General features: G+C 66.4%; 11 protein-coding genes. 5 read left to right on the top strand and 6 right to left on the bottom strand.

Annotated elements, in window-relative coordinates; all coding sequences use genetic code 11:
* Nucleotides 1-10 precede the first annotated feature (10 nt).
* Both JT720_RS11825 and aroB read left to right on the top strand, forming a co-directional pair.
* Nucleotides 11-568, top strand: coding sequence for a shikimate kinase (locus tag JT720_RS11825; RefSeq protein ID WP_205481510.1), 558 nt, complete (start codon nt 11-13; stop codon nt 566-568).
* Nucleotides 565-1,641: a 3-dehydroquinate synthase gene (aroB, locus tag JT720_RS11820; protein ID WP_205481509.1), complete on the top strand. Its 1,077-nt coding sequence runs from the start codon at nt 565-567 to the stop codon at nt 1,639-1,641. The genes JT720_RS11825 and aroB overlap by 4 nt, the downstream gene beginning before the upstream one ends.
* Here aroB and JT720_RS11815 read toward each other — a convergent pair.
* From JT720_RS11815 to JT720_RS11790, 6 genes are all read right to left on the bottom strand, one after another.
* Nucleotides 1,638-3,404 (bottom strand): monovalent cation:proton antiporter-2 (CPA2) family protein, encoded by a 1,767-nt coding sequence (locus JT720_RS11815; protein WP_205481508.1) that lies wholly within the window; start codon nt 3,402-3,404, stop codon nt 1,638-1,640. The genes aroB and JT720_RS11815 overlap by 4 nt on opposite strands.
* Complete coding sequence (locus JT720_RS11810) at nt 3,401-3,955, bottom strand: iron-sulfur cluster assembly scaffold protein (RefSeq protein WP_205481507.1); 555 nt, start codon at nt 3,953-3,955, stop codon at nt 3,401-3,403. The genes JT720_RS11815 and JT720_RS11810 overlap by 4 nt, the downstream gene beginning before the upstream one ends.
* Nucleotides 3,956-4,097: 142 nt before the next feature.
* Nucleotides 4,098-5,402, bottom strand: coding sequence for a cysteine--tRNA ligase (gene cysS / locus JT720_RS11805; RefSeq protein ID WP_205481506.1), 1,305 nt, complete (start codon nt 5,400-5,402; stop codon nt 4,098-4,100).
* On the bottom strand, nt 5,399-5,908 hold the full coding sequence (locus tag JT720_RS11800) for a CvpA family protein (protein WP_205481505.1): 510 nt from the start codon (nt 5,906-5,908) through the stop codon (nt 5,399-5,401). Before JT720_RS11800 ends, cysS begins: the two co-directional genes overlap by 4 nt.
* A 111-nt stretch (nt 5,909-6,019) precedes the next feature.
* Complete coding sequence (gene radA, locus JT720_RS11795; RefSeq protein ID WP_205481504.1) at nt 6,020-7,384, bottom strand: DNA repair protein RadA; 1,365 nt, start codon at nt 7,382-7,384, stop codon at nt 6,020-6,022.
* A gap of 35 nt (nt 7,385-7,419) precedes the next feature.
* A complete protein-coding gene (locus tag JT720_RS11790; RefSeq protein ID WP_205481503.1) occupies nt 7,420-8,244 on the bottom strand; it encodes a phytanoyl-CoA dioxygenase family protein in 825 nt (274 codons plus the stop codon).
* A gap of 149 nt (nt 8,245-8,393) precedes the next feature.
* Between JT720_RS11790 and JT720_RS11785 the strand changes: the two genes are divergently transcribed.
* The 3 genes from JT720_RS11785 to JT720_RS11775 all read left to right on the top strand — a co-directional run bounded on the left by JT720_RS11785 (nt 8,394) and on the right by JT720_RS11775 (nt 13,375).
* Entirely contained in the window at nt 8,394-9,674 is a 1,281-nt protein-coding gene (locus JT720_RS11785; protein ID WP_336512005.1) for an MFS transporter, read from the top strand.
* Nucleotides 9,671-10,603, top strand: a complete 933-nt coding sequence (gene cysK / locus JT720_RS11780) for a cysteine synthase A (protein WP_205481501.1) — start codon at nt 9,671-9,673, stop codon at nt 10,601-10,603. Before JT720_RS11785 ends, cysK begins: the two co-directional genes overlap by 4 nt.
* Before the next feature lie 78 nt (nt 10,604-10,681).
* A complete protein-coding gene (locus tag JT720_RS11775; protein WP_205481500.1) occupies nt 10,682-13,375 on the top strand; it encodes an EAL domain-containing protein in 2,694 nt (897 codons plus the stop codon).
* The last annotated feature ends 23 nt before the right edge of the window (nt 13,376-13,398 follow it).

Genomic DNA, 13,398 nt, shown 5'->3' with positions numbered 1-13,398 from the left:
CCCCAGGACAATGGGGAGCGTCAACCACAGCCTGCGGAAGCGACTGGACCGGCCGATCGTGCTCGTCGGGCTGATGGGTGCCGGCAAATCAACGGTTGGCCGGCGCCTGGCGCGCCGACTGGACCTGCCGTTCATCGACAGCGACGCGGCGATCGAGGACGCTTCGGGCCTGTCCGCCGGCGAAGTGTTCGAGCGCTACGGCGAAGCGGATTTCCGCGATGGCGAACGCCGGCTGGTCGCGCGGCTGATGGACGGACCGGTGAGGGTCATCGCGACGGGCGGGGGCGCTTATGTCAACGAGCAGACCCGCAAGCTGCTGAACGAACGCGCCATCACCGTCTGGCTCGATGCGCCGGTCGACCTGCTGGCGGAACGCACCGCTCGCCGGCCGGAGACCCGGCCCATGCTGAAGGATGGCGACCGGTCCGAAATCCTTACCAAGCTGATCGAGGAGCGCCGGCCGAAATATGCCGAGGCCCATATCCGCATCCCCTCCACGGGAGGCAGCCACGGCGAGGTCGTGGAAGCCATCGTCGCCGCACTGGAAAGGCATCTCTCACACCCATGAACATCATCCCGGTAGACGTCGCCGACCACAGCTATGACGTGGTGATCGGACCGCTCGAGCATTCACGCAGCCGACTGCGAGAGATCGCCGGCGGGCGCCCGCTGACGGTCGTCACGGACGAGAAGGTGTGGAATCTGCACGGGGAGCGTCTTTCCGGTCTGCTGCCGGCGGAACCGATCCTCGTGCCGGAGGGCGAGTCCGCCAAGAGTTGGGACGAGTTGCGCCGGCTGGTCAGGCGTTTCGCGGAGCTGAACCTCGACCGCCGCAGCCCGGTGGTAGCATTCGGCGGCGGCTCGATCGGCGATCTGACGGGGCTGGCCGGCGGCCTGTTCAAGCGCGGGTGCCCTGTCATCCACCTGCCGACGACGCTCCTGGCCCAGGCCGACAGCGCGATCGGCGGCAAGACTGCGATCGATGCCGAGCGCCAGAAGAACCTCGTCGGCATGTTCCACCAGCCGGCGCTGGTGCTGGCCGACGTTGCGTTCCTGGATACGCTCGACGAGCGCCAGCTACGCGCGGGCTATGCCGAGGTGGTCAAGTACGGGCTCATTGCCCACCCACAGCTGTTCGATTGGCTGGAGGAGCACCGCGAGCGCATCCTGACCGGCGACCACGAGATGCGGGCCGAGGCCGTCTGGCAAAGCGCTTCGGCCAAGGCGCGGATCGTGCAGGAGGATCCGGAGGAGCGCATCGGCGTGCGCGCCCTACTGAACCTGGGACACACCTTCGGTCATGCGATCGAATCGCTCGCAGGCCTCGGCACGGTCCTTCATGGCGAGGCGGTGAGCGTCGGAATGGCGCTGGCGTTCGCCTTCTCCGAGGAACTGGACCTGTGCCCGGCCGAAGATGCCGAGCAGGTACGTGCACACCTGATGGCCGCCGGGCTGCCGACCACGCTAGACCAGGTCGGATTAGGCGGACGCGGGCGCGACCTGCTGCCGCTGATGGGAGCCGACAAGAAGAACGAGGGCGGAAGGCTGAGGCTGGTGCTCACGCGGGGCATCGGGCGCGCGTTCCTGTCGGACGGGGTGGAGCCATCCACCCTCGCCAGCTTCCTGGAGCGCGCCGCCTAGCTCGGCTCCCGAGTCAGCTGTTCGTCGGGCAGTGGGTTCTCGGCATCGAAACGACGATCCGCGCCGGCATGGAGGTCGCCGCTGGCGCTCTGCATTTGGAGCCGTTCGCTGTCGCGCGAGCGGAACTCGCGCTCGACTCGCCCGACCTCGCGTTCGGCAATCCGCAAGCGGCGGAGCGCCTCGCGGCCCATTGCGATGGAGCTTTCGAACACCTCGCGCTCGAGCAGAGCGATGTCGAGCCCATCGAGCGCCAGCATGTGCCGGCGGTCGAACACCCGCACCATGATCACCGCATGCGGGAAAGCCTGCAGGATCGACTCCAGTTGCTCGCGGCCGAAGTCCGGATCGTCGTGACAGAAGAGGATGGCCTCGGCGGTTTCGGCGCCTGCCAGCCGGAGCAGATCGAGCCGCGTCCCGTCGCCGTAATAGACCTTGGTCCCGAACGACCCGGCGAGCTCGATCTGAGCCGCCTTGAGGTCGATCAGGGTGACCGGAATCCCCTTCGCCATCAGCATCTGCGTGACGGTCTGGCCGAAGCGGCCGTAGCCGACGACGATGGCGTTCGTCTCCGGCGAGAACTCGGGACCTTCCAGGTCGGCGGCAATCGCTGGACGCCGCTTCTGCAACCAGCCGATCAGCATCATCAGGAACGGCGTGGACACCATCGACAGAGTGACGACCGCCCCGAACAGGCTGGCTGCCTCGGGCAGGATCAGCTGCGCGGCGAGAGCCTGGGCGAACAGAACGAAGCCGAACTCGCCCGCCTGGCTGAGCAGAAGCGCGAGCGACAGGCCCCTGCCCTGCGGCATGCCGAACCCGCGCGCGAGCGGGTAGATGATGGCCGCTTTCACGAGAATCACCCCCACCGCGAGGGCAAGGACGTCGAGCGGACGGTCCGCGATGACGCCAAGATCGAGCAGCATCCCGACCGACATGAAGAACAGTCCCAGCAGGATGGAGCGGAACGGGTCGACGTCGCTCTCCAATTCATGCCTGTAGGGTGATTCGGCCAGCATCACGCCCGCGACGAATGCGCCCAGCGCAACGGACAGGTGCAGGCTGTGCATCAACGCCGACGCGCCGATCACGGCGAACAGGCCCGCGACGACGAACAGCTCTCGCTCGCCATAGCGGCCGATCAGCCGGAACAATGGATTGAGGATGAAACGCCCGGCGATCACCAGGCCTATGACCGCTCCAACCGTATACATCGCCAGAACCCAGCCGGCGGGCGCGTTGGGGTCCGGCGCCCGGCTGAGGGCGGCAATGATCGTGATCAGCGGGATCAGGGCCAGGTCCTGCAGGAGCAGGATGGAAAAGGCCTTCTCGCCATAGGGCGTGTTGAGCTCGCCCGAAGAGCGCAGCATGGGCAGAACCTGCGCCGTGGAGCTGAGCGCCAGGGGCAGCCCCAGGGCGATACTCGCCGCCGCGCTGATGCCGAGTGCAAGGTGGATCAGCAGCGCCAACGCCAGGCCGCAGAGTACCACCTGCGCAAGGCCGAGGCCGAAGATGTCCTTGCGCAGCCGCCACAATCGGCTGGGCCGCAGTTCGAGGCCGACGAGGAACAGCAACAGCGCAATGCCGATCTCCGACACGCTCATGATCTGCTGCGGATCGCCGATCAGGCCGAGCACGTGCGGCCCGACCACCGCCCCGCCGACGATATAGCCGAGGGTCGCGCCAAGCCCGAGGCGGCGGAAGATGGTCACGAACAGCAGGGCCGAGCCCAACATCACCGCACCGCTGGTCAGGAGCGCGTTCATCGGGTGCCGCGCTCGCTGAAAGTACGCTCGTCCTGAGCGGAGGACCGCAGGTCCGCAGTCGAAGGGCGTTCTTCCGAACCAACGCCCTTCGACTTCGCTGCGCTCCGCTCAGGACGAGCGCGGTTCAGGAGAACTTCAGCGGTCAGAGCCTCTTCCACCGCCGCGATCACTGCATCGAGCGGCAACAGCATCGCCGAATGCCGCGCCATCCTGGAACGAGCCGGCTCCAGCGGAGCAAACACCCCCGCCTCTCCCGCGCCGCCCAGCCAATTGCCGAGGGCACGCCGAAGCTCACCGAGCTCCTCCAGCGACCGCGCTTCTGCCGCCGCCTGCGTCAGCGCCGCACTGGCCTGCCCGAAGGCGCAGGCATTCACCCGTTGACGAAGTTCGGCCACCCGCCCTTCGCGATCGAGCAGCACTTCCGCACGGATCGTACTCCCGCAGGTAGCCGACCGCTTCTCCGCCGCCCCACTGGCGTCCGCCAACGGCTCGAACGGCGGCAGCGAGGCCGCGAGGCGGAGGATGTCGGTTGTATAAAGGGGCGTGTTCATGATCTGACCGCCACATAAGCGCTCACCCTGAGCCTGTCGAAGGGGTCGGAGTTCGACCGTCCATTCCAAGGCGCTCACCCTGAGCTTGTCGAAAGGTGGGCCGAAGCACGCTTCGACAAGCTCAGCGTGAGCGCAACAAGGCTCAAGCCCGCCGCCAAGTCGTCCCCTGCGGCCCGTCCTCCAGCAGAATACCCTCCGCCCTCAACTCATCCCGAATACGATCGGCTGTCGCGAAGTCCCGTGCCTTCTTGGCCTCGGCTCGCGCAACCACACGCGCGTCCACGTCAGCATCGCCGTCGCCGCGGAACCACTCGTCAGCGGTCGAACTGAACAGTCCGAGCAAGGCCCCGCTTGCCCTGAGCGCACCCGCACTCTCGACCTGGACAAGCCGCGCAATCGCCAGCGGAGTGTTCAGGTCATCTGCAAGCGCCTCCAGCACCCCCGCGGCGACCTCGCCAGGCTCCGCATCCGCAGCCCGCCGATACAGACCCTCCAAGGTCGCCTTGCTCTGCGTGATCAACTGCTCCGTCCAAGGCAGCGGCGACCGGTAGTGCGTGCTCAACAGCGCGAGCCGCAGGACTTCGCCCTTGTGCCCAGCCGCCAGCAGTTCCTGCGGCGTCACCACGTTCCCCAGGCTCTTCGACATCTTCTCGGAACCGAAATCGACGAACCCATTGTGCAGCCAGTACCGCGCGAGTGGCGCGCCGTGCGCACACCGGCTCTGCGCCGCTTCATTCTCATGATGAGGGAAGACGAGGTCGATGCCGCCGCCATGGATGTCGATCGTCTCGCCCAGGTGCGCTCGGATCATCGCCGAGCATTCGATATGCCAGCCGGGCCGTCCCCGCCCCCATGGCGAGTCCCAGCCGATCACCTCGGGCGCGCTTGGCTTCCACAGCACGAAGTCGCCCGGCGCGCGCTTGTACGGCGCCACCTCGACCCGCGCCCCGGCCAGCATCGCCTCCCGATCGCGCCGGCTGAGCGAACCATAGTCCGGATCGGAAGCCACATCGAACAGCACATGCCCTTCCACGGCATAAGCGTGCCCCTTGTCGATCAGCCCGGCGATCATCGCGATCATCGGCCCGATCTCTTGCGTCGCATGGGGCGCAAGGTCCGGGTCCTGCACGCCTAGGGCCCGCATGTCCTCGAGGTACGCCTGCTCGTAGCGCGCCGTGATGACCGAGGGATCGACCTCCTCCGCCCGCGCCGCGTCGATGATCTTGTCGTCCACGTCAGTGATGTTGCGGGCGTAGACGACCTCCCGCTCGGGATAGCTGTGCTTCAGGAGCCGCCGCAGCACGTCGAACACCACCGCCGGTCGCGCATTGCCGATGTGGGCGCGGCCATAGACCGTCGGCCCGCACACATACATGGTGATCCGCTTGTCATCGGCAGGCTCGAACAAGCGCTTCTCACGCATTGCAGTGTCGTACAGGCGGATCATCGTGTCTCTTCAGTCTTGCGATAGGCCTCGACCCAGTCGACGATCGCGCGTCCGCTGGCGTTCAGCAGCGGAAAGGTGCGCGAGCTCGTCATCCACTCGGGCCGCTCCGCCTCTGCGCCATAGACCATGTCGGTCGCAAGGTTCGCGAGCAGGAAGAACAGGGTCGCGCCGATCAGCCCCTTGAGCATCCCGAATCCGCCGCCGAGGAAGCGATCCAGGGGCCCCAGAACCGACTTGCGCGATGCCCGCCCCATTTGCCGCGCCAGCACGCGCACGCCGATGTAAACGGGCAGAAAGATCAGGGCGAACGCCAGCGCCGCCGCACCGGTCTCGCTAGAAGCCCAGCCCGACACAGCGGCGGCCATGTCCGCATGGAAAAGCTTGAGGCAGGTAATCGCGGCCACCCACGCGAGTAGCGTCAGCACCTCATGGACGAAGCCGCGCACGAAGCCCACCATGGCTCCGCCGCCGAGCAGCAGGATCACGAAGATGTCGAGCGCGGTCATCGCGTGCGGATAGCAACTGTTCCGAGCCTTGCCAGCCCCATGGCGCTCACGCTGAGCCTGTCGAAGCGTTGGTTCGAGCACCCTTCGACAAGCTCAGGGTGAGCGCACTCTTCACCGTCCCAGGATCCGCTCAACCAATCCCCGCAGCGCTCCGAACCGCGCCACCTTGATCCCCTTGCCGCCATCCACCCCGGCCGGAACCCAGGCCTCCTCGAACCCCAGCTTGGCCGCTTCCTTCAGCCGCAACGCCGTGTGCGCCACCGGCCGCACCTCGCCCGACAACGCGACCTCACCCAGGACCACCGCTTCCGCCGGCACCGGCCGCTCGCTCAGCGCCGACACCAAGGCCGCCGCCACGGCCAGGTCCGCCGCCGGATCCGCCAGCCGGTATCCGCCCGCGACGTTCAGATAGACCTCGGCATTGGCGAAGCTCACCCCGCAGCGCGCTTCCAGAACCGCCAGCAGCATCGCCAGCCGCCCCCCGTCCCAGCCCACCGCCGAGCGCCGCGGCGTCGCCCCGCTCGCGAGCCGCATGACCAGTGCCTGGATCTCCACCAGCACCGGCCGCGTCCCCTCGAGCGCCGGGAAGATCGCTGTCCCGCTCACCGGATCATCGCGCTTGGTCAGGAACAAGGCGCTCGGGTTCGGCACCTCGGCCAACCCAGCCCCCTCCATCGCAAACACGCCGATTTCGTCCGTCCCGCCGAAGCGGTTCTTCACGGCCCGCAGGATGCGATACTGGTGGCTGCGCTCCCCTTCGAAATTGAGCACCGCGTCGACCATATGCTCCAGCACGCGCGGGCCGGCGATGTTGCCATCCTTGGTCACGTGCCCGACCAAGATCAGCGCCGTGCCCCGCTCCTTGGCGAAACGGATCAGCTCGAGCGCGCTCGCCCGCACCTGGCTGACCGTTCCCGGTGCGCCTTCGATCAGGTCGGAGTGCATGGTCTGCACCGAGTCGATCACCAACAGCCCCGGAGCCGGCCCCGTCCCCACCGTCGTCAGGATATCGCGGACACTCGTGACGCTCGCCAGTTGCACCGGCGCTCCGCCCAGGCCCAGGCGCAGCGCCCGCAGCCGCACCTGGTCGACCGCCTCCTCCCCGGAGATGTACACCGCACCCCGCCCCGAGGCCGCGACCTTCGCCGCCACTTGCAGCAGTAGCGTGGACTTGCCGATCCCCGGATCGCCCGCCAGCAGCATGGCGCTTCCGTTCACGATCCCGCCGCCAATCGCCCGATCGAACTCTGCGATGCCGCTCGGCACACGCTCCGGGAGCGGAATGTCCGCGTCCAGTCCCACCAGTTCCACCGCCCGCCCGCCGCTCTGCAGGTCGTGCTTTGCGGAGAAGACGGTCACATTGCTCGCCTCCTGCACCAGCGTATTCCACTCCGCGCAGTCGGGGCACTGCCCCTGCCAGCGGGACTGAACCGACCCGCAGGCCTGGCAAACGTATCGGCTTTTCGGTTTGGCCATCTTCCGCCCGGCTTAGAACGGACCGGGAACAACAATCAATAGACCGGCTGCAGTAATCCCTCGATCACATGGTGCTGCTCGACCATCCTGAGCTCATCCACCACCCGGCAGGTCAGGTGATCGCGCACGCGCGCCGGCAGGCTCTCGTGGTAACCCCGCGTCACCTGCAGGTCGTGATGGTTGGCGTTGATCCCGTCGGGCGCGTCCACACCTACCACCAGAACGGGTCGCGGCTCGTTTGAGCGGTTCGCCGTGCCGCGGTGGATGGTCAGGGCCGAACGCGCCGAAATATCGCCCCGCTGCGGCATTTTCTGCACGGCTCGCGCCTCGTACCGCCCCCACAGCTCCCTCGCTGGAAACATGTCGTCCTTGGCACCCGTAATATCGTCCCACTGCGTCCCAGGAGCGACCTCGAACGGACCATGCTCCGGCCGGGTGTCGACGCAGGTCAGGTTGAACGCGAGGCTGTTGAGCCGCCGCCCGACCAAGGTCTCAGGCGGCGACTTGAAGTCGCGATGCCACGGCTGGTCTTCCGCCCCTGGAAACGGGATGTCGAAGCCAACCTCCACGATCTTGTACGCCGACCCGAGCACCGCCTCGCACACCGCCACGAACCAAGGATGCGTCGTGATATCGACGAAGCCGCGGATCTGCTGGGGCGCGACCTCAACGTAGAAGCGGTGAGGGCCCCGCGGCAGCGCTCCGCCGGGCCGATCCTTGACCGCGTCCCAAGCGCGCCAGATATCCGCCGCCAGCGCGTCCGCCCATTCCGGCGAGAAAGCACCTTTGCAGCCGATGATGCCGTCGCCATACAAGCCGCCCATGATCTCGGCGGGCTCATACTCCATCTGCCGTTGCATCGTGAATTCGCCTCCTCCGCCCCAACCCACTCTGGCAGCCACTTCGGCAAGAGCAAGGGTGTCGTCACGCTGGCAGAATGAACTTGAAGCCTTTTCGCCAACTACTCGGTTGGTTGCCCGACCCTCCACCCGTCGCTAAGCGCCGCAGCGTGCCCACCTCCCCGCTCGCGATCCGCGACTTCCAACTCTATTGGCTAGCGCGCTTCGCGGCGGTGCTCGCGACCATGGGGATGGTCGTGATCATCGGCTATCAGGTCTACGACGTAGCCCGGGCGGACTACGGCATGTCGATCCGCGAGGCGTCGTTCATGCTCGGCCTGCTTGGTGCGGTCCAGTTCGTGCCGCTCGCCCTGCTCACGCCAGTCGCCGGCTGGGTGGCAGACCGCTACGAGCGTCGCACCGTCGCTCGTTTCGCCAACGCCGTGGACATGAGCGTGGCGCTCGGCCTCGGCTTCTGCACCGCGAACGATCTGCTCACTCTGCCCTTGCTGTTCACCTTCGCCGCCCTCCATGGCGTGGCGCGGGTGTTCGTGGGCCCGGCCATGTCGGCGATCGCTCCGAACATCGTTCCGCCCGAACTGCTGCCCAAGGCGATCGCTCTGTCCTCCATTGCCTGGCAGTCGGCGTCGGTAGCCGGCCCGGCGATCGGAGGCTTTCTGTACGCCGCCGATGCGCCCATGCCCTATTGGAGCGCAACGGCCCTGATGCTGCTCGCGATCCTGCTGCTGACACCCATCCGCCACATCATCCCGCCAAGGATGACCGGCCACCCGCACCCGATCCGACAGATGATTGAGGGGCTGACCTATGTTCGCGGCCATCGCTTCCTACTCGGAGCGATCACGCTCGACCTGTTCGCGGTCTTGCTTGGGGGCGCGACCGCCATGCTCCCGGTGTTCGCCCGTGACATTCTCCACGTGGGAACCGAAGGACTGGGGCTGCTGCGTGCCGCCCCGGCGGTGGGAGCGGCGCTGGTCGCCGGCTGGTTCGCGTGGCGCCCGCTCAAGCACAATGTGGGCCTGAAGATGCTGGCCGCGGTCGCCGCCTTCGGTCTGCTGACCATCCTGTTCGGCGTGTCCCGCTCGCTGCCGCTGTCGCTGCTCGTCCTAGCCCTCCTCGGCGCAGCCGACATGCTGTCCGTCTACGTCCGTTCCAGCCTCGTCCAGCTCCACACCCCCGACATGATGCGCGGCCGCGTGTCGGCCGTGTCCGGGCTCGCCATTTCCGCCTCCAACGAACTCGGCGAACTTCAGTCGGGTCTGGCCGCGGCGCTGCTTGGCCCGGTCGGTGCGGTTGTGTTCGGTGGAGGCGCCGCCATATTCGTCGCCGGGGCATGGTCCTGGCTGTTTCCGGAACTCAGGCGTGCCCGGACGTTCGACCCGCCCAAGGAATTGCTCGCGCAAGCCGTCGAAGAGGAGAAGCCCGCATGAAGGCACAGACGATACTCGAAACCATCGGCAACACGCCGCACATCCGGATCCAGCGCCTTTTTGGCGACCAGGCCGAGGTCTGGGTCAAGTCCGAGCGCTCCAACCCGGGCGGATCTATCAAGGACCGCATTGCGCTTGCCATGATCGAGGATGCGGAGCGCAGCGGCAAGCTGAAGCCTGGCGGTGTCATCGTTGAGCCGACCAGTGGCAACACGGGGATCGGCCTCGCGATGGTCGCAGCGGTGAAGGGCTACAAGCTGATCCTCGTCATGCCGGAGAGCATGAGCCTGGAACGCCGCCGGCTGATGCTAGCTTATGGTGCGACCTTCGACCTGACCTCGCGCGAGAAGGGCATGAAGGGAGCCATTGCCCGCGCCGAGGAGATCATCGCCGAAACTCCGGGCTCGTGGATGCCGCAGCAGTTCGACAATCCCGCCAACATCCAGGTTCACCTGGAGACCACCGCGCGCGAGATCCTGGCGGACTTCGGCGACGACGAGCGCGGCTTCGATGCGCTGATTACCGGTGTGGGAACCGGCGGGCATATCACGGCCTGCTCTCAGCTGCTCAAGCAGAAGTGGCCGAACCTCCAAGTCTTCGCGGTGGAACCGACGCTGTCGCCCGTCATCTCCGGCGGCCAGCCTGGTCCGCACCCCATCCAGGGGATCGGCGCGGGCTTTATCCCCACGAACCTGCATACCGACACGCTCGACGGCACGATCCAGGTCGATCCGAACGATGCCAAGGAAATGGCCCGTCGCGCTGCGCGCGAGGAAGGGATCCTGGTCGGGATCTCATCGGGTGCGACGCTGGCCGCCATCGCCCAGAAGCTGCCCGAACTCGGGGAGCGGCCCCGCGTGCTTGGCTTCAACTATGACACGGGCGAGCGTTACCTGTCCGTCCCCGACTTCCTTCCCGAACAGAGTTAAACAGCCAGAAAGCACATGGGTTAGACGGTCCGTTAACGGCCCGGCGCATACCATGTCCGCGAGGAGACTTGCGGAAGTATGCGTCGGGCCCGTCTTGGACTACCCACCGATGGTCAGTTGGCCGGTCCCGCGCGCGCTTCCACGCGTGAGGCGATCTGGTTTGACCTGTCACCCGCGGGCCTGACGGACGAGAACTCGTCTCTCCAGTCCAAGCGCGTGTCGATGTTCACCTATGGGCCGCTGCTGCTTGCCGCCACGCACATGGTGATCGGCGCGGCCATTATCGTCCAGGGATGGCAGAGCATCGGCATCGGCGGTCTATTCGGGACCCTCGTACCGCTGATCCTGTCGTTATTGCTGGACGGTGCGGCGGCGGCACTGCTCCTGAAGCGCCGGGACTTCAATATTCCGCCGCACACCGCGGCGCGGCTGATGCTGGCTTACGTGGTCGCCTCCAGCCTCATCTGGATGCTTTTCGCGCAGGCTGCGAACTCTTACGGGACGGTGGGAGGGTTCGGTTTCCTTCCATTGGTGCTCGGCGCGGGGTTGGCGATGAAGACGCTGATCTGCGCCGGGTCACCGCCGCTCGCGGCGGCGAATGCTTTGGTCGCCACGATCGGGACTGCGCTTTTCAGCGGCGACCCTTTCGTGACCGCAGTGATCGCCTCGCTCGGGCTGGTGACCACGGCCTACAGCATCACCATAACCCGGCAGATGCTGGCAGCGGCTCGCCGCCGGCTGCATCTCGATCAGCAGGCGCAAAAGGCACTCAACTTCGTCGGCGAGTTCGAAGCCTCAGGCCGTGGCTGGTTCTGGGAGACCAACAACGTGGGCACGCTGTCCTACGTGTCGCAGCAGCTGGCGGACGACTTCAACACCACCCCCGAAGCACTGCTCGGACGGCAGTTTACCGACCTGTTGTCGGTCGAAGCTTCCTCCAACGACACGTTCCGCGAAGAGCGTACGCTGGGCTTTCACCTTTCGGCACGATTCCCCTTTTCCGACGTGGTTGTTCGGCCCGCCAGTGACGCCGATGTCCACTGGTCGCTCTCCGGCAACCCCATCTTCGACGAGAACGGCCGTTTCCTCGGCTTCCGTGGCATCGGGACGGACCTTACGGAGCAACGCCGGTCCGAGCAGGAGATCAGCCGCCTCGCGCGTTTCGACTCGCTCACGGGCCTGCCGAACCGGGCCATGATGCGCCAGACGCTTGACGAGGCGCTCCGGAACGCCGCGCGTCGCCAGAAGGGACTTTCGCTGTTCCTGATCGACCTCGATCGGTTCAAGAATGTCAACGATACCCTCGGCCATCCCGTAGGAGACGCCCTGCTGAAGCAGGTGGCGCAGCGCCTTACGAGCGTGATGGGCGAACACGGGCAGATGGGGCGGCTTGGCGGTGACGAGTTCAAGGCCGTTCTGCCCGGAACCGTGGACATCGGGCTACTCGAATCACTCGCCCGGACATTGATCCACGAGGTCTCCCGGCCTTACCAGATCGAGGGACATCGGGTGTCGATCGGCGCCTCGGTCGGCATCGCCATCGGCGATCCGGGGAGATGCTGCGCCGACAGCCTCGTGCGCAATGCCGACCTGGCGCTCTATGCAGCCAAGGGCGCCGGTCGGGGCAAGCACTGCTTCTACCAGCCTTCGATGCACTCCGAGGCGGCTGACCGGCAAATCCTTGAAGGCGACCTTCGCCAGGCCATCGAGCGCGGCGAGCTCTCAGTCATGTACCAACCGATCGTGCGAGCGGCGGGCGAGGAAATTGCCAGCTTCGAGGCGCTGGTCCGCTGGACACACCCCAAACGTGGCGCGATCTCCCCCGCGATTTTCATCCCACTCGCCGAAGAGTGCGGCATGATCGGCCGCATTGGCGAGTGGGTCCTGCGCAACGCTCTGCTCGAAGCGGCCCGCTGGCCGGATACGGTGCGCGTGGCGGTGAACCTTTCCCCCATCCAGTTCAACGATCCGGCGATCGTGAAGATCGTGGATGCCGCGCTGCGAGACACGGGCGTGAAGCCGGAGCGGCTCGAGCTTGAAATCACGGAAGGCGTGTTCCTCGCCGACAACGATGCCACGGACGAAACGTTCGCGCGCCTGAAGGAGCTTGGCGTCAGGCTCGCACTCGACGATTTCGGCACCGGCTACTCGTCCTTGGGCTATTTGAAGAAAGCGCCGTTCGACAAGATCAAGATCGACCAGAGCTTCGTTCGGGGTGCGGCGTCGTCCAAGAACCGCAACGCGGCCATCATTCGCGCCATCGTGACGCTGGCCGACAGCCTGTCGATGGACACGGTGGCCGAAGGCGTCGAGACGCATGACGACCTCAACCTCATCCGCGAGCTCGGCGTCAGTCACGTGCAAGGCTATATCTTCGGTCGCCCTGCCGAACCCGAAGTGGCGCGTAAGCTCGCCTCTGACCGGTCAGTCGAAGCGGAAGGCTATCAGTGTATCCGTGAGCCCCGTCAGCGGCTGATGCGACGCGCAATCATCTCCCTGGACGGGATCGTCACGGAGGTGCGGCTGCGCAACATCTCGGCTTCCGGAGCCCTAGTCGAGTGTCCGCGTTCCGCGACGCCGGACCAGAAGCTGACGATCGACGTCGTGGGAGTCGGACCCGTGACCGGCACCGTCCGCTGGGCCCAGCGTGGCAAGTTCGGGGTCCACTTCGACCAGACGTTCGACCTGTCCCGACTTGCACCCAAGAAGGTCAAGTCGAATGACGTGACGATGCTTCAGCCCTGGTACGTCAACCGCGCGGTTGGCGAGTAGCTGGCCGGGTTCTTCAACCGGCC

The organism is Sphingomonas arenae, assembly GCF_016924655.1.
Taxonomy (GTDB): Bacteria; Pseudomonadota; Alphaproteobacteria; order Sphingomonadales; family Sphingomonadaceae; genus Sphingomicrobium; species Sphingomicrobium arenae.
The sequence above is the reverse complement of the archived record's forward strand: the minus strand, read 5'-3'. Positions and strand labels throughout refer to the sequence as shown.

Excerpts from the sequence above, each read along its gene's own strand:
- JT720_RS11825 (WP_205481510.1), top strand. The coding sequence starts at position 11 with ATGGGGAGCGTCAACCACAGCCTGCGGAAGCGACTGGACCGGCCGATC.
- aroB (WP_205481509.1), top strand. The coding sequence starts at position 565 with ATGAACATCATCCCGGTAGACGTCGCCGACCACAGCTATGACGTGGTG.
- JT720_RS11815 (WP_205481508.1), bottom strand. The coding sequence starts at position 3,404 with ATGAACGCGCTCCTGACCAGCGGTGCGGTGATGTTGGGCTCGGCCCTG.
- JT720_RS11810 (WP_205481507.1), bottom strand. The coding sequence starts at position 3,955 with ATGAACACGCCCCTTTATACAACCGACATCCTCCGCCTCGCGGCCTCG.
- cysS (WP_205481506.1), bottom strand. The coding sequence starts at position 5,402 with ATGATCCGCCTGTACGACACTGCAATGCGTGAGAAGCGCTTGTTCGAG.
- JT720_RS11800 (WP_205481505.1), bottom strand. The coding sequence starts at position 5,908 with ATGACCGCGCTCGACATCTTCGTGATCCTGCTGCTCGGCGGCGGAGCC.
- radA (WP_205481504.1), bottom strand. The coding sequence starts at position 7,384 with ATGGCCAAACCGAAAAGCCGATACGTTTGCCAGGCCTGCGGGTCGGTT.
- JT720_RS11790 (WP_205481503.1), bottom strand. The coding sequence starts at position 8,244 with ATGCAACGGCAGATGGAGTATGAGCCCGCCGAGATCATGGGCGGCTTG.
- cysK (WP_205481501.1), top strand. The coding sequence starts at position 9,671 with ATGAAGGCACAGACGATACTCGAAACCATCGGCAACACGCCGCACATC.
- JT720_RS11775 (WP_205481500.1), top strand. The coding sequence starts at position 10,682 with ATGCGTCGGGCCCGTCTTGGACTACCCACCGATGGTCAGTTGGCCGGT.